The 23,355-nt window shown below is 68.5% G+C and carries 19 protein-coding genes; 6 read left to right on the top strand and 13 right to left on the bottom strand.

Features of this window, described 5'->3' with window-relative positions; genetic code table 11:
• Nucleotides 1-28: 28 nt before the first annotated feature.
• The 3 genes from ACFYNP_RS04705 to ACFYNP_RS04695 all read right to left on the bottom strand — a co-directional run bounded on the left by ACFYNP_RS04705 (nt 29) and on the right by ACFYNP_RS04695 (nt 5,083).
• Nucleotides 29-1,369, bottom strand: coding sequence for a serine hydrolase domain-containing protein (locus ACFYNP_RS04705; RefSeq protein WP_388782622.1), 1,341 nt, complete (start codon nt 1,367-1,369; stop codon nt 29-31).
• 320 nt (nt 1,370-1,689) lie between these two features.
• Nucleotides 1,690-4,260 (bottom strand): FtsX-like permease family protein, encoded by a 2,571-nt coding sequence (locus ACFYNP_RS04700; protein WP_388782619.1) that lies wholly within the window; start codon nt 4,258-4,260, stop codon nt 1,690-1,692.
• Between the two features lie 4 nt (nt 4,261-4,264).
• Nucleotides 4,265-5,083 (bottom strand): ABC transporter ATP-binding protein, encoded by an 819-nt coding sequence (locus tag ACFYNP_RS04695; RefSeq protein ID WP_388782617.1) that lies wholly within the window; start codon nt 5,081-5,083, stop codon nt 4,265-4,267.
• A 285-nt stretch (nt 5,084-5,368) separates the two neighbouring features.
• Here ACFYNP_RS04695 and ACFYNP_RS04690 point away from each other — a divergent pair, with 285 nt between their 5' ends.
• Together ACFYNP_RS04690 and ACFYNP_RS04685 are read left to right on the top strand one after the other, a co-directional pair.
• Complete coding sequence (locus ACFYNP_RS04690) at nt 5,369-6,580, top strand: sensor histidine kinase (protein ID WP_388782615.1); 1,212 nt, start codon at nt 5,369-5,371, stop codon at nt 6,578-6,580.
• Nucleotides 6,568-7,230 (top strand): LuxR C-terminal-related transcriptional regulator, encoded by a 663-nt coding sequence (locus ACFYNP_RS04685; RefSeq protein ID WP_388403798.1) that lies wholly within the window; start codon nt 6,568-6,570, stop codon nt 7,228-7,230. The genes ACFYNP_RS04690 and ACFYNP_RS04685 overlap by 13 nt, the downstream gene beginning before the upstream one ends.
• A 62-nt stretch (nt 7,231-7,292) precedes the next feature.
• On the opposite strand, the gene ACFYNP_RS04680 is transcribed toward ACFYNP_RS04685, so the two are convergent.
• The 10 genes from ACFYNP_RS04680 to ACFYNP_RS04635 form a co-directional block, all read right to left on the bottom strand.
• Nucleotides 7,293-8,579, bottom strand: coding sequence for an MFS transporter (locus tag ACFYNP_RS04680; RefSeq protein WP_388782612.1), 1,287 nt, complete (start codon nt 8,577-8,579; stop codon nt 7,293-7,295).
• Nucleotides 8,576-9,601 (bottom strand): TauD/TfdA family dioxygenase, encoded by a 1,026-nt coding sequence (locus ACFYNP_RS04675; RefSeq protein ID WP_388782610.1) that lies wholly within the window; start codon nt 9,599-9,601, stop codon nt 8,576-8,578. The genes ACFYNP_RS04680 and ACFYNP_RS04675 overlap by 4 nt, the downstream gene beginning before the upstream one ends.
• Nucleotides 9,602-9,682: 81 nt before the next feature.
• Nucleotides 9,683-10,711, bottom strand: coding sequence for an isocitrate/isopropylmalate dehydrogenase family protein (locus ACFYNP_RS04670; protein ID WP_388782607.1), 1,029 nt, complete (start codon nt 10,709-10,711; stop codon nt 9,683-9,685).
• Between the two features lie 9 nt (nt 10,712-10,720).
• The gene (locus ACFYNP_RS04665; protein WP_388782604.1) at nt 10,721-11,839 is read right to left on the bottom strand and encodes a pyridoxal phosphate-dependent aminotransferase; all 1,119 of its coding nucleotides are present in this window, start codon (nt 11,837-11,839) and stop codon (nt 10,721-10,723) included.
• 56 nt (nt 11,840-11,895) lie between these two features.
• A complete protein-coding gene (gene leuD / locus ACFYNP_RS04660) occupies nt 11,896-12,522 on the bottom strand; it encodes a 3-isopropylmalate dehydratase small subunit (protein ID WP_388782601.1) in 627 nt (208 codons plus the stop codon).
• A gap of 9 nt (nt 12,523-12,531) precedes the next feature.
• Complete coding sequence (leuC, locus tag ACFYNP_RS04655; RefSeq protein ID WP_388782599.1) at nt 12,532-13,935, bottom strand: 3-isopropylmalate dehydratase large subunit; 1,404 nt, start codon at nt 13,933-13,935, stop codon at nt 12,532-12,534.
• Nucleotides 13,932-15,119, bottom strand: coding sequence for a LeuA family protein (locus tag ACFYNP_RS04650; RefSeq protein ID WP_388403777.1), 1,188 nt, complete (start codon nt 15,117-15,119; stop codon nt 13,932-13,934). Before ACFYNP_RS04650 ends, leuC begins: the two co-directional genes overlap by 4 nt.
• Before the next feature lie 782 nt (nt 15,120-15,901).
• Complete coding sequence (locus tag ACFYNP_RS04645) at nt 15,902-16,744, bottom strand: ArsR/SmtB family transcription factor (RefSeq protein WP_388782596.1); 843 nt, start codon at nt 16,742-16,744, stop codon at nt 15,902-15,904.
• A gap of 725 nt (nt 16,745-17,469) precedes the next feature.
• Nucleotides 17,470-17,979: a GntR family transcriptional regulator gene (locus ACFYNP_RS04640; RefSeq protein ID WP_388782594.1), complete on the bottom strand. Its 510-nt coding sequence runs from the start codon at nt 17,977-17,979 to the stop codon at nt 17,470-17,472.
• A 371-nt stretch (nt 17,980-18,350) separates the two neighbouring features.
• Entirely contained in the window at nt 18,351-18,587 is a 237-nt protein-coding gene (locus ACFYNP_RS04635) for a hypothetical protein (protein WP_388782591.1), read from the bottom strand.
• A 687-nt stretch (nt 18,588-19,274) separates the two neighbouring features.
• Here ACFYNP_RS04635 and ACFYNP_RS04630 point away from each other — a divergent pair.
• The 4 genes from ACFYNP_RS04630 (at nt 19,275) to ACFYNP_RS04615 (ending at nt 23,324) form a co-directional block, all read left to right on the top strand.
• Nucleotides 19,275-20,195 carry a hypothetical protein gene (locus ACFYNP_RS04630; protein ID WP_388782589.1) on the top strand — a complete coding sequence of 307 codons (921 nt, stop codon included), beginning with the start codon at nt 19,275-19,277 and terminating at the stop codon, nt 20,193-20,195.
• Nucleotides 20,196-20,363: 168 nt separating this feature from the next.
• On the top strand, nt 20,364-20,897 hold the full coding sequence (locus ACFYNP_RS04625) for a hypothetical protein (protein WP_388403764.1): 534 nt from the start codon (nt 20,364-20,366) through the stop codon (nt 20,895-20,897).
• 4 nt (nt 20,898-20,901) lie between these two features.
• Nucleotides 20,902-22,125, top strand: coding sequence for an MAB_1171c family putative transporter (locus ACFYNP_RS04620; protein WP_388782587.1), 1,224 nt, complete (start codon nt 20,902-20,904; stop codon nt 22,123-22,125).
• Nucleotides 22,122-23,324: a cytochrome P450 gene (locus ACFYNP_RS04615; RefSeq protein WP_388782584.1), complete on the top strand. Its 1,203-nt coding sequence runs from the start codon at nt 22,122-22,124 to the stop codon at nt 23,322-23,324. The genes ACFYNP_RS04620 and ACFYNP_RS04615 overlap by 4 nt, the downstream gene beginning before the upstream one ends.
• Nucleotides 23,325-23,355: the final 31 nt, after the last annotated feature.

Here is a 23,355-nt window from a genome sequence, read left to right as displayed (position 1 = left end):
TCGCGTTGAAGCCACCGGCTCGTTCCCGCTACGGCACTTCCTTGCGCAGCACGCGTCCGGCGAACTGCATGAGGCAGCCGTGCTCGATTTCGGGGTGCGGCAGGAAGCGGCCCGCGTACGGGGCTTCGGGGACATCGACGCGGTGGGCGGAAAAGGCGCCGTGGTCATCGACGCGGTGGGCGGAAAAAGCGCCGTGGTCATCGACGCGGTGGGCGGAAAAAGCGCCGTGGTCATCGACGTCGAGTCGGTAGCGCGCTCCGGTGTCGTCCTCAAGATGCAGGGGTGCGCCCGTGCCGCCGGTGATGCGGTACTTCATGGTGCCGTTGGCCCAGGTGCCCGCCCGGTCGGCGGCGGGTGCGGAGCCCGGGGCCGGATGCGGCCGGGACCGTCCGGCCGGGGCCGCGCCGACGTCCGTGCCCCGCGCGCGCAGCCAGTCGGTGAGGCCGCGCCACAGGGCCAGCCCCGCCGTGGAGTCGGTGAGCAGGGCCAGGGCGGCGCCGTCCTGCGGGTGCACCCGCAGGTTGCAGGTGGTGCCGCCGCCCGTGGCGTCCAGACCGATCCAGGGCCGCTCCGCGGATCCGTACCGGGCCCAGCCCAGGCCCCAGCCGTCGGCGAGCCCGTAGGGCTCGGCTCCCGGCGCCGGCCGCCGCATCGCCGTGACGCCGTCGTCGTCGAGCAGCGCGCCGTGCGCCACGTCACGCGCGTCGAGGTGCAGCCGCGCGAAGGCCACCAGGTCCTCGGCGGTACCGGCCAGTGCCGCCGCCGGTGCCAGGGCCGCGGGGACCCGGACCTGCACGGGTACGGCGCCCGCCGCAGTGACGGCGTGGCCCTGGGCGACGGCGGGGCCGGGGACCGACGGCCCCGGACCCGGCAGGTGGGCGGGGGTGATGCCGAGCGGATGCAGCAGGAAGGTCTCCACGGCCTCGCGCCAGGCCATGCCGGTCGCGGACTCGATCAGCCGGCCGACGAGCGCGAAGCCCGCGTTGGAGTAGGAGAAGGCGCCGCCCGGCGGGAACAGCAGGTCCCTCTCGCCGGCGGCGGCCACGAATCCGTGCACGCTCCGGTCCTCGTCGTCCAGGTCGCAGACCAGGCCGCTGGTGTGGCTCAGCAGGTGCCGCAGGGTCACCTCCGCGCCCAGGCCGTTGGGGGCGGCCGCGAACTCGTCGCCGTACCGCCCGAGAGCCACGTCCAGTGCGAGATCACCGTCGCCCACGAGTTGCAACGCCACGGTGGCGGTGAACAGCTTGGTGACGGAGGCGAAGGGAAAGCGCAGCGCCGCCGCCTCGGGTCCGCCGGTGTGGGCCACCTCCACCGCGGTGCCGTCGAGCAATGCCAGCTGGGCACGTGGAATCCCGAACTCCGCGGTCATTCGGTGGAATTGGGCCACAAGTTCTTGTGACACCAGTGAACCCCCCTCTACTCTGCTTTCTGTGACGGGCAGCAGACAGCCTGGAACGGCCGCGAATTCCTTACGTACTGTGGATCGCAGCTCGGGAAGATCGATTTGTTTCCCGAAGGCTAGCACCGGCGTTTTCCGCCGGTCAGCGTCCTTAAGTCACCTGCGAAAAACGCTGGTTGACATCCGCGTGCGCCGGAAAGAGGGGATTCGCCGTGGGCGGCTCGGCCGGCGCACGCGAAAAGCCCGTGGTGCGTCCGGGACGCACCACGGGCCGACGCCGTGAAGGCGGGCTATTCGCGCAGACCGATGCCCTCCACCGGGCGGGTACGCAACGCGAGCCGGGTGGGAAGGAGGATCGCGGTCAGCCCGATGAGGGCGGTCACGGCGACGATTCCCAGATACATCAGCACCGGGATGCGTGGCACCGGCGACCCCGTGAGCCCCAGGCTCACCGTGACCAGCGGCAGCAGCGGCACCACCGTTCCCACCACCACCGCGATGGCCACCACCATCCCGGCTTCTACCCGCATCATCCGCACCACCTGCCCCGTGGGTGCCCCCACCAGCCGCAGCAGCGAGAATTCCCGCACACGGCCCAGAGTCGCCAACACCAGTGTGTTGGCCACCGAGATGGCGAGGTAACCGAAGACCAGCGCCAGCGGAAGAGCACTGGTCAGCACCGACGACGTGGCCTGTTCCTGCTGCGCCGCCGAGAGGCCGCCCCTGTCCAGCACCTCCAGGCCCGGGTACCGGCCGGCTAGGTCATGCAGCGCCTTGGCCACCTTCCCCTTGTCGGCGCCCGCGACGGTCCTGACGAACACCGCGTCCTCCACCTGCCGGACGCTGTGCGCCAGCACCGTGTCCTGGGGCAGGGTCACGTCGCCGAAGCCCAGGCCCCGTTCGTAGACCGCGACGACCACGGGCCGGGCCTCGGAACCGTCCGGGAGGTTCAACCGGACGCGGTCGCCCACGTGCGCACCGAGGGTGCTGGCCGCGCCGCCGCTGATGGCCGCCGCGTCACCGCGCAGCTTCGTCAGGCTGCCCTCGGTGACGTCCAGATCCATGGTCTTGTCCACTTGGCCGGGAGTGACACCCTGGGCCTGGTACTTGAAGATCTCCGGTGAGCCCAGCACCTTGCGGGACGCGTGCAGTTCGACCCGTACGACACCTGTGGTCGCGGCGACTCCCGGCACCGAGGCGGCGTCCTGGACCACGCCCAGGGGCGGCCCGCCGGGCCCTCCCTGCAGTGTGAAGTCGGCGACGATGCCCGCCTCGGCCTGGTCCTGGGCCGCCGCCGCGGTCGTCGTCGGAATGCACAGCTGCACCAGCGCGAAGCCGATCGCCAGGGTCAGCGGCCCGATACCGGCCGCCAACCGCCGGGCGTTGGCACGGGTGTTGGCCACCGCCAGATAGCCGTGCGGTCCGGTGTGCCTGCGGACCGGACCGGCCATCAGCCGGCTCGCCAGACTCACCACCGGCGGGGCCAGCAGCAGCAAAGCGATGATCATGACGAGCCCGCCGGTGCCCGCGCCGGCCACCGCGAAGACGCTGCCGAAGAACAGGGGCAGCAGCGACGCCGCGACGCCGAGCAGGAACAGCAGCACCCCGAAGAAGGCGCGGCCGCGCCCCAGCTTCGCCTGTTCGATCCGGGCCTCGCCCATGGCCTCCACCGGCCGGATCGCCACGGCCTTGCGGGCGACCCCGAGCGCGGCCACCTCGGCGGCGAGCACGGACGCGAAGACGGCGACCAGCATCGGAAGCGGGCCGTAGGAGAACGCGAAGTCCTTGGGTACCATGCCGATCAGACTGAGCGCGGCCCGCATGATCTTGGCCACCACGACGCCAGGAAGACATCCGATCACCGACGCCACGAAGGACACCAGCAGGACCTCGGCCGCCATCATCTTGTACACCTGACGCGGGGTGGCCGCGACGGCCCGCAGCAGGGCCAGCTCACGGCGTCGCTGGTGCACGTTGAGGGCCAGGGTGCTGGCCACCACGATCATCGCGATCAGCACGACCGTCGCGCCGAGCGAGGCCGCCAGCTCCGTCAGGCCGGAGCGGGCCGAAGCCACGTCGTGGAACTCCACCTGACTACGGTCGTCGCCCAGGTACGTCTGAGCGCCGGATCCGTCCAGCCGGTCGTCGATCCGGTCCGCCAGCTCATCCGGGTCGGTACCCGGTGCGGCCAGTACCCCGACGGCGTCGATCCGGCCGGGGTGGCCGTACAGTGCCGTGGCCTCATCGTCGCTGAAGAACACCGGCGCCGAGCGCAACGGCCCGTCCACGCCTCGCAGCGAGGCCACGCCGGTAACCAGGAACTCCCGCGCCTCCTGGGTGGTCGCCAGCTTCACCCGCTGCCCGGGGGACACCCCCACGTGCTCGGCCAGTCCCGCGTCCAGCACCACTTCGCCGGCCTGTCGCGGTGCCCGCCCCCGCTGCAGCGTGAAGGGGCCCAGTACGGCGCTGGACCAGCTGTGGCCGGTCGACGGCTGCTCGCCGCCGCCGGAGTCCAGCCCGCCGTCCCCGGCCACCACCTGAGCGGGGAAGCTGACGTCCGGCACCGCCCGACCGACACCCTTGACCGCGGCCACCTCGTCGGTCACCTTGCTGTCCAGCGGCGCGGGCTGGGACAGCGGCTTCTTCTTGGTCTTGCCCTCGGTGACCTTGAACGACTGCTTGCCGCCGACCACCACCTGGGCCCCGGCATAGCGCTGGGTGGGGACCCCCGAGCCGAGGCCCGACTGCAGCAGGATGCCGAATGCGGTGATCAGCATCGACGCCCCGACCAGAGCCACGAACGCCCCGACGAGTCCCGCCTTGCGCTCCCGCAACGTCATGCGGACGAGCTTGAACACCATCGGCTCACCACTCCTCAAGGCGAGTCATCCGCGCGGCCACCCGCTCGGGGGTCGGGGACTCCATCACCTCGGCGAAGGCCCCGTCCGCCAGGAACACCACGCGCTGCGCGAAGGAGGCGGCGACCGGGTCGTGGGTCACCATGACGACGGTGTTGCCGTCCCGGTCCGCGATCTCCCGCAGCAGGGCGAGCACCTGCCGCCCCGTACGGCTGTCGAGCGCACCGGTCGGCTCGTCGGCGAAGATCACCTCGGGCCGGGTGACCAGCGCCCGGGCGATGGCCACCCGCTGCTGCTGACCGCCGGAGAGCTGGGCCGGCCTGTGCCGCATCCGGTCGGACAGACCGACCCGCCCTGCGACGTGCTCCAGCCAGGCCGGTTCGACCGATTGCCCGGCGAGCAGCAGCGGCAGCGTGATGTTCTCCGCCACGGTCAGGGACCCCAGCAGGTTGTACGCCTGGAAGATGAAGCCGACCCGCTCGCGGCGCAGCATGGTCAGCTGTGCCTCGTCCAGTGCCGCCAGGTCGTTGCCGCCCAGCCGCACCGAGCCGGACGTCGGCCGGTCCAGTCCCGCCGCACAGTGCAGAAAGGTGCTCTTGCCGGCGCCCGACGGGCCCATGACCGCGGTGAACGACCCGCGTTCGAAGGTGATGCTGAGTTCGCGCAGCGCGGCGACTTCCGCCGCTCCCCGACCGTACGTTTTGCTGACCGATCGTAACTCCACCGCCCAGGGGCTCCGGGGAGCCGGCCCCGCGGCCCCGTCCGCGGCCGCGGTCCCCGATGTCCCGCCGTCGAACTGCCGCCTGGTGGCCTCGCCGTGCGCCACAGCGCGTCTCCCTTCTCCACCTCACATGACATGCGGAAACCACGCTAGGCGTCTGGATACGGCGGGACCATGATGTTTGCTGCACCTCGAAAGGTGCAGCTGGCTGCCCCTGTCCGGGGCGTCGGGGGTGACGACGCATGGTGATCACCGGGATCCGCAGTGATAGCGTGGCGGAACACGGGAAGTGTGGGAGGCCGTGCGGAGATGGACAGCGTTCCCCAGCGGCCGATTCACCGCGGGTTGACCCGAGCGACCACACGACAGGACTTCATCCAGCGCTTGGTCATGGCCCTGAGGTACCTCGTCACCATCGACGGCACCGCGGTAGTGGCCTTCGTGAGCTTATACGCCCTGATCGCGGTGTTCGCCCTGAGCCTGGTAGGCCCCGGGCTGCGCCTGCTGCCGTTCTCACTGGCCTGGCTGCGACGGGGGGCCGACGCCCACCGTCGACGCGCGGGGCACTGGCTGGGCTGCGACATCCCGTCGTCCTACCGTGAGGCCGAGGGCAAGGTACTGGTCCGTGCCCAGGTGATGCTCACCGACAAGGCCACCTACACCGACTTGCTGTGGCTGCTGTCGCACGCCCTGCTGGGCACGCTCAGTGGCACCCTGGCCATCGGGCTGTGCCTGGGGTCCCTCAGCTGGCTGACCATCCCCCTTTGGTGGCAGGTGGTTCCGCACCCCGCGCAGCTGATGATCTGGAACATCGACTCGTGGGGGGCCGCGCTGGGGGCCTCCTTGGCCGGCCTTGCCTACGGCCTGGTCGCCGGTTATCTGCTGCCCTGGTGCGCCCAGCTGCACGCCCTGATGACCCGTGCACTGCTCAAACCGCGCAAGCGCAGGGCGTCTCTCGCCAAGCGCGTCGAGGAGCTGACCATCTCCCGCGCCGAGGCGCTGGAAGCACATGCGGCGGAACTGCGCCGTATCGAACGGGACTTGCACGACGGGGCACAGGCCGGGCTGGTGTCGGTCTCGCTGCGGCTGGCACTGATGCAGCAGGCGCTCAAGGACAGCCCGGAACGGCTGCCCGAGATGATCGACCAGGCACGCGACCTGACCGACCAGGCCGTGCAGTCGCTGCGCGTCGCGGTCCGCTCCATCTATCCGCCGGTGCTCGTCGACCACGGCCTGGCCGAGGCAGCCCGCGCGCTGGTGGCGGCCTGCCAGATCCCTACCGAGCTGGACCTCGGGTACGAGACCAGGGGGGCACGGGCGCCCGCCGCGGTGGAGGCCGCAGCGTACTTCGTCATCTCCGAGGCGCTGACGAACGTGGCCAAGCACAGCGGCGCCGAGAGCAGTCAGGTGCGGCTGCGCACCACCGAGAGCAGGATTCATATCTCCGTTTGGGACAACGGGCGGGGCGGAGCCACGACCGGCGCCGGCAGCGGGATCCGTGGCATCAAGCGCCGTGTCGCGGCCTTCGACGGCGTCACCGAGCTGCACAGCCCGCCCGGGGGACCGACAGTACTTCGAGTGGAGCTGCCGTGCGGATCGTGATCGCCGAGGACAACGCCTTGCTGCGGGAGGGCTTGTCCCTGTTGCTGACGGGTGTGGGTCATGAGATCTGCGCGGCGGTGGAGGACGGCGACAGCCTGCTGCCCACGCTCCTGCAGCACCGGCCGGACATCGCCGTCCTGGACGTACGGCTGCCCCCGACCTACCGGGACGAGGGACTGCGCGCGGCGGTCACCGCCCGGGCGAAGCTGCCGGATCTGCCGGTCCTGGTGCTGTCCCAATACGTCGAGCACGCGTACGCCGTGCAGTTGCTGGCCCACGGCGCCTCCGGTGTGGGGTATCTCCTCAAGGACCGCGTGGGGCGAGTGGAGGAGTTTCTGCAGGCGCTGGAGCGGGTCGCGGGCGGTGGGGTCGCCATGGACCCCGAGGTGATCTCCCAGCTGATGGTGCGCAGGGTGCGCAACGACCCGCTGGACGGACTCAGTTCACGCGAGCGCGAGGTGCTCTCCCTCATGGCGGAGGGCCACGGCAACACCACCATCGCCAAGCTGCTGTTCATCGCGGAGACCTCGGTGAACAAGCACATCGGGAACATCTTCAGCAAGCTCGGACTGCCGGCCACGGATGGTGGCCACCGGCGCGTACGCGCCGTGCTCGCCTACCTCAACTCCATCGACTCCCGGGACGACTGAGCCAAGCCGCTCGGGCCGCAAGGACGGGCGACGGCCGGGCCCGTGCGCACGGGCCCGGCCGCTCATTCCGTTTCCGGTTCCGGCGTGCCGCGCACGGCAAGATCACGGATGGGGCTGCTGACCGTGGACAGGAGGGCCAGCAGCACCAGTGCCGCCGTGGCGCCGAGCACCGTGACCACCGTCCCGGAGAACTCCAGCAGCGCACCTCCGCCGAGCGAGCCCAGGGCGGAGGCCGCTCCCAGGCTCACCCCGATCGCACCGGCCAGCCTGCCGCGCATCGAGTCCGGCGTGATCTGCATCTGGTGCGTGGCGATGATCGCGGTCGCGGTCGGCGCGAGGAAGGCGACACAGCCGAGCACCGCCCCGTAGCCGTACCCGGCGGGCAGCACCGCCAGCAGCGGCACCAGTGCGCTCGCCCCCCACGTCAGCAGCATCACCGCGGCGTGCGGCGTCAGCCGCGGCCGCAGCGAGGGCGCAGCGAGGGCGCCCAGCACGCCCCCGGCGCCCATCAGCATCCCGATCGCCCCGACTTGGGCCTCGGCCCCCGCCTGCTGTGCCATCCCGATGACCACCAGCAGCAGCCCGCTGAAGACCGCGTTGAAGCCCATGGTGAGGCCCACGGTGACCCGCAGCAGGCGGTGACGGCACAGCCAGCGCAGACCCGTCATCGTGTGGTGCAGCAAGCCCCCGGACTCGGCGGATGCGATCCGCTTCCTCTCCTGGGGGGCCCGCAGGAAGAGCAGGGTGCAGAAGGCGGCCAGGGAGGCCCCTGCCTGGCCGGCGAACGGAAGCACGTGCATCGCGTTGTAGAGCACCCCGCCGACACCCGGCCCCGTGATCGTGGCGACGTAGTAGCGCGCGGTGTTGCGCGCCACCGCGGACGACCACTGGGACTGGGGCACGACCTGCGGCAACAACGCCTGGTCGGCAGCGCTGAACAGTGCGGTACTCACCCCCTCGACCACGGCCACGCCCAGGATCAGGGCGAGCGGCGCCCACCCGGCGGCGATGGCGGCGGCCAGCGCCCCCAGTGCCAGGGCCCGCACCGCCTCGGACGCCAGCAGCACGTGCTTGCGTGGCACCCGGTCCGCCACCGTGCCGGCAGGCAGCCCCGCCACCATGCGGGAGGCGGCCACGGCGAACTCCACCAGCGACGCCTGGAACACCGACCCCGTCATGGCCAGCACCAGCAGCGGATAGGCGAACAGGGTCGCCTGAGAGCCCAGTTGGGAGAGAACGTTGCTGCTCCACAGCAGGTTGTACTCACGGTTGCGGCTCAGCGGGCGCGGTGCAGCCGCCTCCGTCCGCCTGCCGTCCGGCGCCGTGGCCGACTCGGTCCGCTCCCTCACCCCGTGTGTCCCGCCGGGCCGCCACCGGGCAGCGCGGTCCGCTCCACCGGGCGCAGCCGCGCCCAGGACAGCGCGTCGGCCATGCTCACGAACAGCTTGCGGGGCGGCACGAACGGAGCCCGGCCGTGCGCCACGCTCAGGTTGTCCACGATGAGCACGTCGCCGGTGCGGCAGTGCACGTCGAGCTGGTGCCCGCGGTAGCCCGCGTGCAGTGCCTCGACGATGTCCTGGGAGATCTCCGAACCGTCGGCGTGGAACGTGTTGGTGGGGATGCCCCAGGGCCCGTATTCCTCCAGCAGCAGCTCGGCCAGGTCCTTCTTCAACGAGCTGGAGTGGAAGAACGTCATGTGGTTGAACCAGGTCTTCACGCCGGTCTCCGGGTGGGTGGCCACCGCCCAGCGCATCTGCCGGGTCTGGACGTGGTCCTCGGCCAGCCACTCGACCTCGATGCCGTTGTCGGCGCAGTAGCGGCGCACCTGGTCCGGGTCCTCGGTGCCAAAGGCCTGCTGCCAGGTCAGGCCCAGACCCGGCAGGAAGTTGCGTACCAGGAGGTAGCCTTCCTCGTCGAACCGCTGGACGATCTCGCGCGGCAGCGCGTCGTGGATGGCCCGGCAGTCGGCGAGAAGGCTCGCCCCGCCCTCGGGGGCATCCCGCTCGCAGAAGAAGAACAGGTAGCGCGGCACCGTGAGGTTGTAGGACTGTTCGGTGTGAAGGAAGATCTCCTCGGTCGGCGGGTGGTCCGTCGCCGTGAACACTCCGGGGTGCAGCTCGGTCCGCGGCGAGGAGCGCTCGGTGTAGTCCAGCGGTGCGCCCACGATGTGCTTGACGAATGCGTCCAGATCGTCCCAGTCGGCCCACTGGTACCCGCTCAGCAGCGCGGCCCCGTGCTCGACGACCCGTTCGCGGACGAACGGCCCGTGCTGGCCGCCCAGTTCGGTCAGCGCGGGACGGCCCGGGCTGGTCACCCCGCATACCAGCCCGCCGAGCCGGGACGCGGTGTCCAAGGTGATCGCTGCGGTCATAGGAACGTGCTCCTCTTGTTCTCCGGATCGCGCCGGATGCCTTCGGTCCGTTGGGGCGAGACGTCTGCGCGGTGGTGGGCGTCAGCTCAGGGCTGCCCGGATGGCTTCGCCGGCCTGGCGGGTGCTCAGGGTGCCGCCGAGGTCCGGGGTGCAGCGGCGTTGGGCGAGGGTGTGGCGCACCGCCTGCTCCAGGGCCTCTGCCTCGCTCTTCAGTCCCCGGTCGCGCAGGAGCAGTGCAGCGCTCAGCACGGCGCCCGCAGGGTTGGCCAGCCCTTTGCCGACGATGTCGGGAGCGCTGCCGTGTACCGGTTCGTACAGGCCCGCTCCGGTCTGCGGGTTGATGTTCGCCGAGGCGGCGGTGCCCAGCCCGCCGGCGAGTTCGGCAGTCAGGTCGCTGAGGATGTCGCCGTAGGAGTTGTTGGTGACGATCACGTCGAAGGACGGAGCGTCGGTGATCAGCTTCATGGCTGCGGCGTCCACGTACAGATGGGACGAGGCCACTTCGGTGTGGCGTTCCCTGGCCGCACGCCACACCCGCTGCCACAACTGGCCCCCGAACCGCACCGCGTTGGACTTGTCGACCATGCACACCGAACGGCGGGCGATGCCGTATCCGTACTCGACGACCCGCGACACCCCGAGGTACGTGCTCATCTCCTGGTCGACGGCGATCTCGTCGGGCGTGCCGGCGCGCAGGCTGCCGCCGACCCCGCTGTAGAGGCCCTCGGTGTTCTCGCGCACCACCACGCAGTCGATGCCGCGGCGGGACTCGTCACGCAGCGGGCTGAGCCGCTCGTCCAGCAGTACCGCCGGACGGTAGTTGACGAACAGGTCCAGTTCCGTACGCAGCCTGAGCAGCACACCGCGGGCGTAGTCGGGGGTGGTCACGCGCGGGTCGCCGACGGCGCCGAACAGCACGGTGCCACCGGTGCGCATCAGCTCCAGCTCGCTGTCGGTGAGGGCCACACCATCACGGAGATAGCGGTCAGCGTTGATCTGGTCGAGAAAGGTGAACTCCAGATCGGCGCCGAGTGCCTGGAGCGTGGTGACGGCCTCCTCGGTCACTTCGGGTCCGATGCCGTCGCCCGGTACCACGATGATCTTCTGCACAGGATCGTCCTAAGGTCTGCTGGTCAGGCGCCGGTGGGCTTCGAGGAGGGTGGACTCGGTGCGGTTGAAGGCCACGCGCACATACCCGGCGCCGCGCCGCAGGTCGGCGAAGAACGGGGTGGCCGGGGCCAGCAGCACTCCGGTCCGCTCGGCCAGGGCGCGCACGAACCGGGGGCTCGGCTCCTGGGTGAGGCCGTGGGTCCCGGCCATTACATAGACCCCGCCCTGGGGTGCTGCACAGTCGAAACCCGCAGCGGTGAGCATCCGGACGGCGCGGTCGCGCAGTGCGCCCATCGACCTGGCCGGGTCCCAGCTGTCCGGCAGGGCCTGCGCCCCGCGTGCGACGGCGTGCTGCAGGGGCGCGGCGGCCCCGCCGGTGGTGGCGATGTGCACGGGGCGCAGTAGTCGCGTCCAGGGCGCGGGGGCGCGGAGATACCCGAGGCGCCACCCGCTGACGGCGTGGCTCTTGGAGAAGCTGCCCAGCACGATGCTCCGGTCGGCCAGGCCGGGAATCTCGGCGACCGAACGGTGCCGTCGGCCGTCGTATACGTACGCGGCGTAGACCTCGTCGGAGACGGCGACCACGTCCCACCTCGCGCACAACTCGGCGATCAGGCCCAGCTCGTCGTCGTTCAGCAGCCGTCCCGTCGGGTTGGCCGGGCTGTTGACGACGATCGCCTTGGTGCGCGGACCGAAGGCGGCGGCCAGCGCGTCCGGGTCCACGGCCCAGTCCGGGCCGGCGGTCGGCACGAAGCGCGGTACACCGCCGGCCAGCGCGACGGCGCTGAGGAAGTTCTCGTAGAAGGGCTCCAGGAGGACGACCTCGTCGCCGGGGTCGACGCAGGTCAGCAGGGCCACCCCGAGCGCCTCGCTGGCACCTGCGGTGACCGTCAGCTCCGTGACGGGGTCGGGGCGGCCCGGCAGGGAGCGCGCGATCCACTCACGCAGCCGCATGTTCCCGGCCGGATCCTCGTACTGGTGGATGCCCTCCTGGAGGGCCTGCACCGCGTGCTGGACGAACTCGGGCGGGGTGATGGGCCACTCGGGGGTGCCGGCGGCGAGGTTCACCACATCGCCGCCGGCCGCCATGAGCAGGGCGACCAGGCCGCCGTCGGGCAATTGGCGCACGCGCTCCGCTCCGAGCGGGTGGCTCGTCGGCGTCGCGAATGGGGGCGGAGCCTGGGTCACCGCGCTCCCCCCGCGGCGAACTCGGCCCCCGATCCCCGGGGGACTGTCGGAAGCCATGACGGGCGGCGCCGTTCGTACGCGTCGATCAGTGTGCCGCGCCGCAGAGTCAGCTCGATGGTGTCCAGGCCCTGCAGCAGCAACTCGCGGGCCCGCTGCTCGACCTCGAAGTCCCAACTGCGTCCGCCGGCGCGCAGCCGGAGTTCCCGGAGATCGACGGTGACCGTGAAGGAGGGGTCCCGCTCGGCCTCGGCCATCAGCTCCTGGACCACCTCCAGGGGCTGGTCCACCGGGACGAGGCCGTTGTTCATGGCGTTGCGGCGGAAGATGTCACCGAAGCCGGACGCCACGACCGCGACGAAGCCGCCGTCCTTCAGGGCCCACACCGCGTGCTCCCGGGAGCTGCCGATGCCGAAGTTGCGGCCGGCGAGCAGGACGGTCGCGCCGGCGTGCGCCGGGCGGTTGAGGACGAAGTCGGGTTCCTCTCGCCAGCGGGCGAAGAGGGCGTCCTCGTAGCCGCTCTTGACGACGCGCTTGCAGTACTCGCTCGGGACGATCTGGTCGGTGTCGACGTCGTCGCGGCGAAGGGCCACCGCCCGCCCGGTGTGCGTGATCAGGGGTTCCATGAGCCTCTCTCATCCCAGGTCGGCGGGGGCCGACAGGTGGCCGGCCACCGCGGTCGCGGCGGCGACCACCGGCGACACCAGGTGGGTGCGGGCGGTGGCGCCCTGCCGGCCCTCGTAGTTGCGGTTGGAGGTGGAAGCCGAGCGCTGCGGCCCGGTGAGACGGTCGGTGTTCATGCCCAGGCACATCGAGCAGCCGGGCAGCCGCCATTCGGCGCCCGCGTCCAGAAACACCGTGTCCAGGCCTTCCTGTTCGGCCTGTTCACGCACCTGCATGGAGCCGGGGACCACGAGCAGCCGGGTGGAGCCGGCCACCTTACGGCCGCGCAGCACTTCGGCGGCGGCCCGCAGGTCCTCGATACGGCCGTTCGTGCACGACCCGAGGAAGACCACGTCGATGGGGACGTCACGCAGCGGGGTGCCCGGCTTGAGGGCCATGTAGAAGAGGGCCCGCTCGGCCGCCTCCCGCTCAAGCTGGTCGGTGAAGGTCTCGGGCGCCGGCACCCGCTCGCTCAGCGGCACCGCCTGACTGGGGTTGGTGCCCCAGGTAACCAGCGGGCTCAGACCCGACACGTCCAGTTCGACGGTCCGGTCGAAGTCGGCGCCCTCGTCGGTGCGCACCGTCCGCCAGTGGGCCACGGCCGCGTCCCAGTCGGCGCCGCGCGGCGCGTGCGGGCGCCCTCGGAGGTAGGCGAAGGTGGTCTCGTCGGGGGCGATCAGACCGGCGCGGGCGCCCGCCTCGATGCTCATATTGCACAGCGTCATGCGGGCTTCCATGGACAGTGCCCGGACCGCGGCACCGCGGTACTCGATGATGTGCCCCTGCGCACCGTTGGCACCGATCTGCGCGATCAGGGCGAGGCTCAGGTCCTTGGCGCCCACGCCCGGGGGCAGGTCACCGGTGAACTCCACCGACATGGTCCTGGGCCGGCCGATGGCCAGACACTGGGTGGCCAGTACGTGCTCGACGTCGCTCGTGCCGATACCGAAGGCGAGCGCGCCGAAGGCGCCGTGCGTGGAGGTGTGGCTGTCGCCGCAGACGATCGCCATGCCGGGCTGCACGAGCCCGAGCTGCGGGCCGACCACGTGCACGATGCCCTGTCGGCGGTGGCCGAGCTGGTACAGCTCCACACCGTAGGTCTCGCAGTTGCGCCGCAGGGTGTCGATCTGGATGCGGCTGACCGGGTCCTCGATGACCGTCGAGTCCGTGGGGACGTTGTGGTCCTCCAGCGCGACGGTCAGCTCCGGGCGCCGCACGGTGCGCTCCGCCAGCCGAAGGCCGTCGAACGCCTGCGGGGAGGTGGCCTCGTGGGTCAGGTGCAGGTCGATGTAGAGCAGGTCGGGCTCGCCGTCGGCCCGGTGCACGACGTGGCTGTCCCACAGCTTCTCGGCGAGCGTGGCAGGGGTGGCGGTCATCGCGTGGCAGCCCCGGTCGACTGGGCGAACCGCTCGGCCAGGCTTGCGCGGACGACGTGCAGCTCGTCGCACTCGCCGCCGGTGCGGCTGGCGATGTAGTCGTGGTACAGCTCGTCCAGCAGCTCGGGGGTGGCGGGCACGTCGAGCTGCTTGAGCAGGTGTGCCAGGATGCCGCGGCCGGAGTGGCGGCCGACGAGCAGGGAACGCTCACGACCCACCCGGGAGGGCTCCAGGTATTCGTAGGTCTCCGGGCGCGCCAGCATCCCGGCCTGGTGGATGCCGGCCTGGGTGGCGAAGGAGTACTGGCCGAAGATGGCCTTGTTGCGCGGCGTCTCCATCGAGATGGCCCGGGTCAGCACCTGGTAGGCCGCCTGCAGCCGCTCGGTCCTGATCGTGGTGGTGAAGCCGTAGTGCTCCGCCTTGTACAGCAGGACGGCGGCGAGCTCCTCCAGGGCGGCGTTGCCGGCGCGCTCGCCGATCCCGCCGAGCGTCACCTGCATCTCGTCGGCACCGGCGGCAAGGCCCGCGAGGGTGTTGGCCACGGCGAGGCCGAAGTCGTCGTGGCAGTGCACGGACAGCACGGTGCCGGCGGGAAGCCACTGGCGTACGGCATAGGTGAGGTCGGCGAATTCGGCGGGGACCAGGCAGCCGGAGGTCTCGCCGAGGGCGACCGTCGTGGCACCGGTCTCGGTGACGATTTCGCAGTAGCCGCGCAGCAGGTCGTGTTCGGCCCGGCTGGCGTCCTCGACCCCGATGGAGATGTCGGTGACACCGAGTTCCCTGGCGGTCTTGATGGCGGCGCGGACCTCGGAGTACGCCTGCTCGCGGGTGATGCCGCGCTTGTGCTCCAAGTGCAGGTCGCTGCCGGTGACCAGGAGCTGGATCTGATGCCGCTCGGTGCCGCCCGCCTCCACCGCTGCCTCCACGTCCTTGGGTACCGACCGGCAGAACGAGGCGATGCGGACGTCTCTCAACTGCTCGGACATCATCTGGGTCGCCTTGAAATCCGTCGGCGAGGACGCCGGGAATCCCGTCTCGATGACGTCGACGCCCAGGCTCTGGATCGCAAGTGCGACCTCAAGCTTCTGATCCGCCGTCATGGCGTTTCCGGGCGCCTGCTCGCCGTCGCGGAGGGTGGTGTCGAATACGGATATCCGACGGGGTTCTGCAGTTTTGGTGACCACCTGATAGACCTTCCCCCGTCATCGCCAGCACGGCTCTTCAGTTTTCGCCTCGGCGACAACAGTGATCTGAGGAAATGCCGGATCCGCACTGCGGAATCCGGCACACCAACTAGTCCGGTAATACTCAGGAGAACTCCCCGTCACCCTGAGCACTCTTTGATTTAAGATCACCACGCCGGGGCTCGCTACGTCTTTTCGCAGTGGCCAAATAGCGCTGGTCGAATCGTGTTCGAGGAGTTGGACGAGACAGCCGGTTGACTGTCGGCCGGGCCTGGCGCCGACGTAACCCCCCGTCGCTGGAAGCGGCACAGCCCAGTGCACGCGGGCAAGAAGGCCACAGGGTGCAGAGAACTGCACCCGCAGACTGCAGGAAACTTGACTGCCAGGGTCGCTCGCCACGGGTTAGCCTCGCTGTGCAGCGGGCAACCACCCGTTGATCCCTCCGGCTCTTCACTCCTTACGGCGAACAGGACATGCGATGTCTGGATGGCAGCCCCGAAAAGAACGTCCGCTGTGGCCTTGGGTGTTGCTGGCCATCCTGGCTGTGGGCGTCTGCATCAACGTGACACTCAGCTTGGCGTAGCTCCACATGGAAGGCGGGGCCGGCCGACTCCCCAGCCGAACCCGAACACCGCCTCCGGCGGCATGCCGCAGTCAAGGGGTAGCAGCAACTCCCCCAGCCGCTACCCCTTGACTGCGCGCGACCGCCGGCAAGACTCCTGTAAGCGTGCACGGCGACGGGACGGGACTCACTGCGTCACGTACGTCTGTCCGCAGATCACTCAGGCGATGAGTTCCTCGTAGAGGAGGGCATTGCCCAGCGGGGTGAGAGTGTGCGTCACGGTGTTGAACGACCTGACAGTGGTCACCAACCCGGCGCTCCGCAGGATGCCCGCATGTTGACTGGCCGCCGCCATGGAAATGCCCACTCGGGCCCCCAGCTCTGTGGTGCTGCAACTGTCAGCGAGGGCTCGCAGTACCGCTGCCCGCGTACGGCCCAGCAGCGCGCCGAGCGCCTTCTCCCGGGCCGGGCCGTCGCTCCACATTCCTGCCATCCGCTTCTGCTTTACCGGAATCGGATAGATGAGCACAGGCATACCGAATCCGGGCAGTTCCTTCAGGAGGATGGGAGGTCGCGAGTGGAGAAAGAGCGAGGGCGCCAGCAGCAGCCCATCGTCGCCGAGCTTCACTTCGACGTCCATACCGGGAACGTCAAGGACGGGCGATTCCCAGCGAACTGCGGAGTGCAGGGTGCTGAGCACCTTCTCCATACCACCGCTGAGCATGATCTGGCCACGGGCTGCCCGGTCGACAGCGAGCCTGCCTGCGATACGTTGCCAGTACGGGGCGATCGCGTGTCGGTGGAACTCCCTGACTTCCTTGGCGATACGCGAATCGGCATCGGACAACTGCCCCTCGACAGCACCTTCGAGACCGTTCGCGCGCCGGACGATGTCATAGACACCCAAGCGCGGGCGTAGCGCAGGCGCCAGCTTGAACAGGGCCCGGGTACTGGGTGCGGCGATGACCTGCGCCCGCCACGGCGCGAATTCCGGGCCGCCTCTGCCTGCACTCAGAAATTCCAGCGCGAGAAGCGTCTCTACAAGTTCTGCCGGTTCATCCAAGATTCGTGTCTTCGCGAGACCCGCAGACGACAATATAAGGCGTGTCACACTTCCGTCCCCCGTGTACGACAAGCGACCAACTCTGCAACTTCCTCTGAATCTTCTGCGAATTAACCTTTCTGCTGCCCAGTAGACGCCACCACGCACCCAACAAGCGGCATGCGACTTGGATTGCACATCCGAACCATGCGCCACTCGCACACCCGCTGCTGTCCCTTGCTGTTTTGTTGTTCTTCGAGATGCGAGACCACGGCGAGGCCGGCCTCACCATCAGGCAGTACCACAAACCGGCTTTCGCCGCGGCTCGATATCACCCTCCAGAGACTCGCTACCAACCCAGCGGCAGAAGTACCTTGGGCTCATGCGGACCGCGCCGCAGGAAAGCGGCGTCCAGTCGGAAGTCGCCGGCGCCTCGTTGATCTTCCGCCCCATGGTGTTCACCTCACTTCCGTATGGAGTGGGCGCGGTACCCCGTGAGGTCTTCCGGTCGCCAGTGAATCTAGGCGCAGGTGAATGCGGCGATCAATCCAGAAACGATTCATGTACTCTGCGTGGTCGCCACGAAGAGTACGTCGACTGCGCCTCGGACTACGGTGCTGCCTGGTCTTTTGCCCGTATTCCAAGTCTTCGCGGACGAAGGATTCTCGGCCAGGAGAGATGGCTTCCCTGACATTATCGTGACCCTGTGTATTAGCTTCCTTGCCACTGTCCCGGGGCGCCGCTCGTCAGGCGTCACCACGCCCGTGCACCGTGAACGCGGTGCGGCCCGCTCCCCCACGTCGGGACGCCGCGGCGGGCAAGACCCCCGAAGTGCGCGGGCCTTGCGATGGCGGAATCCGCTGTATCGCAGCCACGACGGCCGCCCGCGAAATCCCGGAGACATCGGCAAGGTTCACGACGTGGCGGAGCTGCTCCGATATCTCCGCAAGGCTCACTCTGGGCGCCGAGTGCACCACGACCGCGCCACGACCGCGACCGAAGTCGATCAGTCCTTCGGCACGCAGCATCCGAAGCGCCCGGAGGACAGTGTTCTTGTTCGCGCCATATAACTTTCCCAGTTCACCCGACGAAGGCAGATACGCACCCTGTGCATACACACCGGACACGATCTCCTGCTTGAGCTTGCGCTCTATCCGGGTGTAGAGCGCCGACCCGGCACCTGGTGCGGCACTGGCTCCCCTTTCCTTGCCAGTTGGAACGGCACTGGATGCGGGCGGATATGGTACGGATGTCATCAGAGCGTCTCCCCCTTGTGCTTTTCCTTCAGTGCACCGGTCCGGCGCAGACTCGAAGAGTCGTCGAAGGGTTGCCGAACCACGCGTCCGCCGGAGATCAGCCGGCGTGACGTTCGGGCATCGGCTTGACAGTTCTGGTTCCGGCAGCGGCGCGGGGCAGGTGCCGGCCAGGGATGGAGTACCGCCAGGCAGGTCCAGGCCTGGGGCTTGCAGTCCGCTACCTGGCTCATGCCGGATGGATCGCCTGCCCTGCGACCTCCGAGGCGGGACAGCGACTGGGGCAGCCGCCGCCATACGGTGCACGGGTCATCCACGAGCCGGCAACACCCAGGTGACGGGAGCCGGGCCGACCGTGGCGAGGATCTTCCCTCCTAGGACCACCACGAATGGCCGCAGCAGCTGCCATGACCGTCGTCCCCGTGTGTACGGGCCCGGTCGGTGATTCTCCGGATACCCCTGCGCGTCCTGTTGAGCTGCCGGGAAATATTCGCGGTGACCTGGATGGACTCCTCGAACTGCTCAGGGAGACCGGAGGCGGTCGGGGCCCATTCATCCCCGAGCGTGTACAGCTCCCCGATCGCCTTGCACATCACGACGATCTCCGCCATCAAGCGATTAAATTCGGCCACATCCGCTGTGGAGAAGTCGTCGTCAGTCAGTTGAAGCGACGTCCGCACAGTTGGCGCACGCATATACGCATCTCCAATCCCATGATTGAAAAGCAAGCGGTTCACGGTTGTCCGTCGCGGGAAGTTGCCCATGGGGCACGGCTCGACTCGCCAGGAGCGTGCTAGATGCAGTAAGCAATGTCAACGATCGTTTTCGGCTAAAGGATCGTTGAAAGCATGGTGCGCGACGCCCGCCGATCTTGCACGCCCGAGCGTTGAGACCACCACAGCGCGGCACTGCAGGTGCTGCCTGACATGGCGACCGCATCCACGCCCCATCCGAGGCCGTCCGGCACTTCGCAAGGGCAGGTCACTGGCCGCACCAACGGCGCCCGCAACACGGGGTGACGGCGTGCCACATCCGCGGAGCCGCACCAACAGCGCCTGCCATGACGGACATCGAGTAGCCACGCGCCGCCTCATGACACCCTGTCAGCACGAGCGGATCGATGCACAGCGATCTCATTTTCGGCGATAAATGATCGTTGAGCCTGCGACCGGGGCACTGTAAGGTGCCATGCGCAGACCAACCTAATCCACCCATAGCCTGGGAGTGTGTCAGTGGGCTCTGCCTCACCCTTGCCGATGACGCTTACGTGTCTTGAGGCACTGCTCAAAGAACGGGGCATGAATCGATCACACGTGCTCAACATCGGAGAGCTGGCAGCCAAGGCGGCGCTACCCGAAGACACCGTCGCCGTCCTCCTCGGAGGCGGCCAAATTCCGGCCGACACTGTCGCCGCCCGGGTCAGCGCACGTATCAAGATTCTCGCTGATGCATACCTGGCGCACACCGGAAAGCCTATGTCGGACCTGGCTGGCAGCATTTCCCGACAGCTGGGTGTTTCCTCTTTCTGGGCACGCCAGGTGTGCTCGGGAGACAAAGTGCCCAGTGTCGAACTGCTGCACGGCCTGGTGGGATTCTTCGGCGTCGAGGGGGGAGAGGCGTTCTTCACCGCGCCAGCTGCTGAGGCCCTCAACCGCGTACTGCTGCCCGTGCTGGCCGCACTGCGGCAGACGTCACAGAGGCCGGAGGGTGAGGGCATCGCCACTTCGCCGGCAGAGCGCGAAGTGGCGATGCCCTCACCCCGGGAGGCGGACGCCGAGAACTCACCGAGACCTGCACAGGCGCCGTCCGCCATTCCGGAGCTCCCAGCGAGACTGAACCGTCTTTTCGCTGTCATGCACCCCAGGGGGCGTGAGACATACACCTCACACGAGGTTGCCGAGTCAATCACCGCGCACGGGGTGAAGATCGCAGCAGCACAAGTCGAGCAGCTACGACACGGCACCTGGACTTCGCCGAGTCCTGAGCAACTCGATGCCCTCGCCCACTTCTTCGGCGTACCCGTTGGCTACTTCGTCAACGACGAAGTAGCTTCTCAGGTCTCCGCGGATCTCAACCTGGTGGAGACATTGAAGTCCCAGGGCATCGGCCCCCGCCAGGTCGCTCTACGGGCAGTCGCCGACCTGGACGAGGAGGCACTTGCTGCCCTTGTCCCGGTGATCCAGCACCTGCAGCGGGCAAACAAGAGGCAACGGATGTGAGCTGCTGGTAAGGCAGTAGACGAAGACGCTCCACTACAGCCAACTGGGTTGGGCCCGGCGGTCCATGCGGGCTTCCGCCGCTGCCGAGCGAGACAGGCGCCGGGGTGGAGAGGGAGCACGAAAGTGGTCTTTGTCCAGTGGCAGTGGGCCGACCCGGGGGGAGCGGGGATGAACGACAGGGAACTGCGTCGCTACTGCGCCGATCTGGTCCGGCACCTCGACATCCCTGAGCCGTTCAACATCAACGCCCTTGTCGACCAGATGGAGGAACGCCGCAGACGACCCATCTCGCTCGTACCGATGGCGCTACCCGCCGACCGAGGCCTGTGCGGCATGTGGGTCGCCACACCCGACGTGGACTACGTCATCTACCAGGCAGAGGCCAGAAAAGCGCACCAAGGCCACATCGTCCTCCACGAGATCGGCCACATGCTCTGCGAGCACGAGTCCACCCCGGCAGAGGAGGAAGAGGTCTCCCGACTCCTTCTGCCGAACATCGACCCCGCGCTCGTGCGCACCGTCCTCGGGCGCACCTGCTACGACCGGAGCGAGGAGAAGGCTGCCGAGCTTGTTGCCTCGCTGATCCCCCTGCAAGCCACCAACGCCGCTCCCCGGCCGACGCCAAGCCTTTCGGAAGACGTGGTCAACCTCGTCAGCCACCTCGAACGTTCCCTGGGGCGCAGTTCCACACCAAGGACATAGCCGAGTGTTATTCAACGTCGTCTACGGAACGCTCTCCTTGATCACTTGGAGCGCGTTCGCTTTCAAGCTGAGAGACCTCGCCCGCGACTGGCGCAACAAGGAACTGCAGCGGCTGTGTCTGGCGATCGCAATGTTCGCCGCACCGTTCGGCTTCGCCACTCCCCCGGTGTACGTACGTGTCGATGCTCTGATGGGCACGCCCAACATCAGTTCGCTGATCGTCTACACGACCGTGGAGATCTGCCTCACCTCGTTCCTGGCCCTCCTCGTCAGCTGGTCGTCTGCGCAGTCGAAGGTCCGGCTCCGTCACCGACTGATCCTCGGATACGCCATCGCCACGGTCACCACGAACTGGGTGCTGTTCTTCCTGGGGGACTCCACCGATACGTCGCATGCCCTTGACTTCGACGTTCACTACGCCAAGACCGCATACATCTGGGAGTTCCTCCTCGTCCACCAGACCCTGTACACGGTCAGCATGATCGGCCTGATCCGGCTCTGCTGGCGCTACTCCAAGATCGTCGACCAGCCTTGGCTGCGCCGCGGCCTGCGCATCGTCACCATGGGAGCAGTCGCCGGCTTGGGCTACTGCCTGCCCAAGGTCATCTCCCTCATCTGGGACAGGCTCGGCATCTCACCACTCGACTTCGTCAACTCCGTTGTCGCCCCCATGTTCGCCAGCGTCTCGGCGGCACTCTTCGCCATAGGATTCACCATGCCCGCCTGGGGTGTTGGCCTCGGCAGGGCCATGGCATGGATGTCCGACTACCGCACCTTCCACCGCCGCTACCCACTTTGGCAGGCGATCACCCGTGCCTTCCCCGAAGTCGTCCTCGTGGCCCCGCCGGCCTCCCGCAGGGAACTGGTTCGCGACCTCCGGTTCTTCCTCGGTCGCCAGGTGATCGAGATACTCGATGGCGAAATGAGGCTTCGTCCCCACCACGACCCGGAAATCAGCCGCATGACGCGAGAAGTAGCGGCCTACCAAAGGATCACCGGTGACGAGACGGACGCCGTCGTAGAAGCCGCGCACATCGCAGCAGCCCTTCAGGCTCGATCTAGCGGCCACGAGGCGTCAGGGGGACACGGCACAGACTTCAACGACGCCGCCAACGGCGACCTCAGCAAGGAAGGTGCTCGTCTGACCCGGGTCGCCGACGCCTTCAGCACCTCCACCGTCATCCCCGCCGTTCTCAAGCGGCTCCAGTCGGCGAAGACAGACGCATGAGCAGCACCGAACGGATCGGCAGCGTCTCGTCACTACTCGGTGAAGCACTCATCGCCGACCCACATGGTGCCTACGCCCGGCTCCGCGAAGCCGCCCCGGTCCACCGCACCACCACTCCCGACGGCGAACCCGTGTGGCTGATCACCCGCTACGCCGAGGCCCGCGCAGCTCTGGCAGACCCCCGGCTCTCCCTGAACAAGGCAAACGCCGAAACCAGCGGCGAGTACAGATCCTCCATGCCCCCTGAGCTCGACGCTCACCTGCTCAACATGGATCCACCCGACCACACTCGCCTGCGCCGACTCGTCGCCAAGGCATTCACTCCCCGTCGCGTCGAGGGCCTGCGCATACGCATCCAGAAGCTGACCGACGAACTCCTCACCGCCATGACCGGCCCTCGTGTGGACCTCGTCCACGCCCTGGCCGTCCCCCTGCCGATGGGCGTCATCTGCGAACTGCTAGGCATCCCCGAGACAGCGAAGCGCGACTTTCGGGCTTGGACCGACACTCTTTTCTCACCAACACCGGGCGCGGCAGCGGAGTCACGCGCTGCGATGAGGCAGATGCACCAATTCCTCAGAGGTGCCATCGAGGACAAACGGAACAGTCCAACCGATGACCTCCTGTCTGCCCTCGTCCAAGCACGCGACGACCAGGACGCACTCACCGAGTCCGAACTCGTCTCCCTGGCGTTCCTTACTCTGTTCGCCGGCTACGACAACGCCGTGCATCTCATCGGCAACACAGCACTGAGTCTGCTGCTGCACCCCCGACTTCTGACGGCAGTGCGAGGTGGCGCCATCCCGATACGGTCGGTGGTCGAGGAGACGCTGCGCTGGAACCCTCCTTTCGCACTGGCAGTGCGCCGCTTTGCCCTCGAAGACGTCAGCATCGGGAACACTCTCATCCCCGCCGGCAGTCGAGTGTGGGTCTCCATCGCTTCGGCGAACCGGGACGGGCGAGAGTTCGCGTCTCCCGACGTGTTCGACCCGGCCCGTGCACCAACTCACCTGGCGTTCGGCTACGGAGTGCACTACTGCCTTGGCGCCCCGCTCGCCCGGATGGAAGCGGAAATCGCCGTAAGGTCCCTTCTGGAACGGCTCCCTGCGCTTGAACTGGCGCTGGACGCCGATGAGTTGGAGTGGTGGCCGACATTTCACAAGCGGGGATTGCGCAGCCTCCCTGTGGTGACTTACTGATCCGATGAGGGGTCTCCCGCCCCCTTCATCG

Origin of the sequence: Streptomyces sp. NPDC006691 (assembly GCF_042869955.1) — a bacterium.
In the GTDB taxonomy this organism is placed as follows: Bacteria; Actinomycetota; Actinomycetes; order Streptomycetales; family Streptomycetaceae; genus Streptomyces.
The sequence above is the reverse complement of the archived record's forward strand: the minus strand, read 5'-3'. Positions and strand labels throughout refer to the sequence as shown.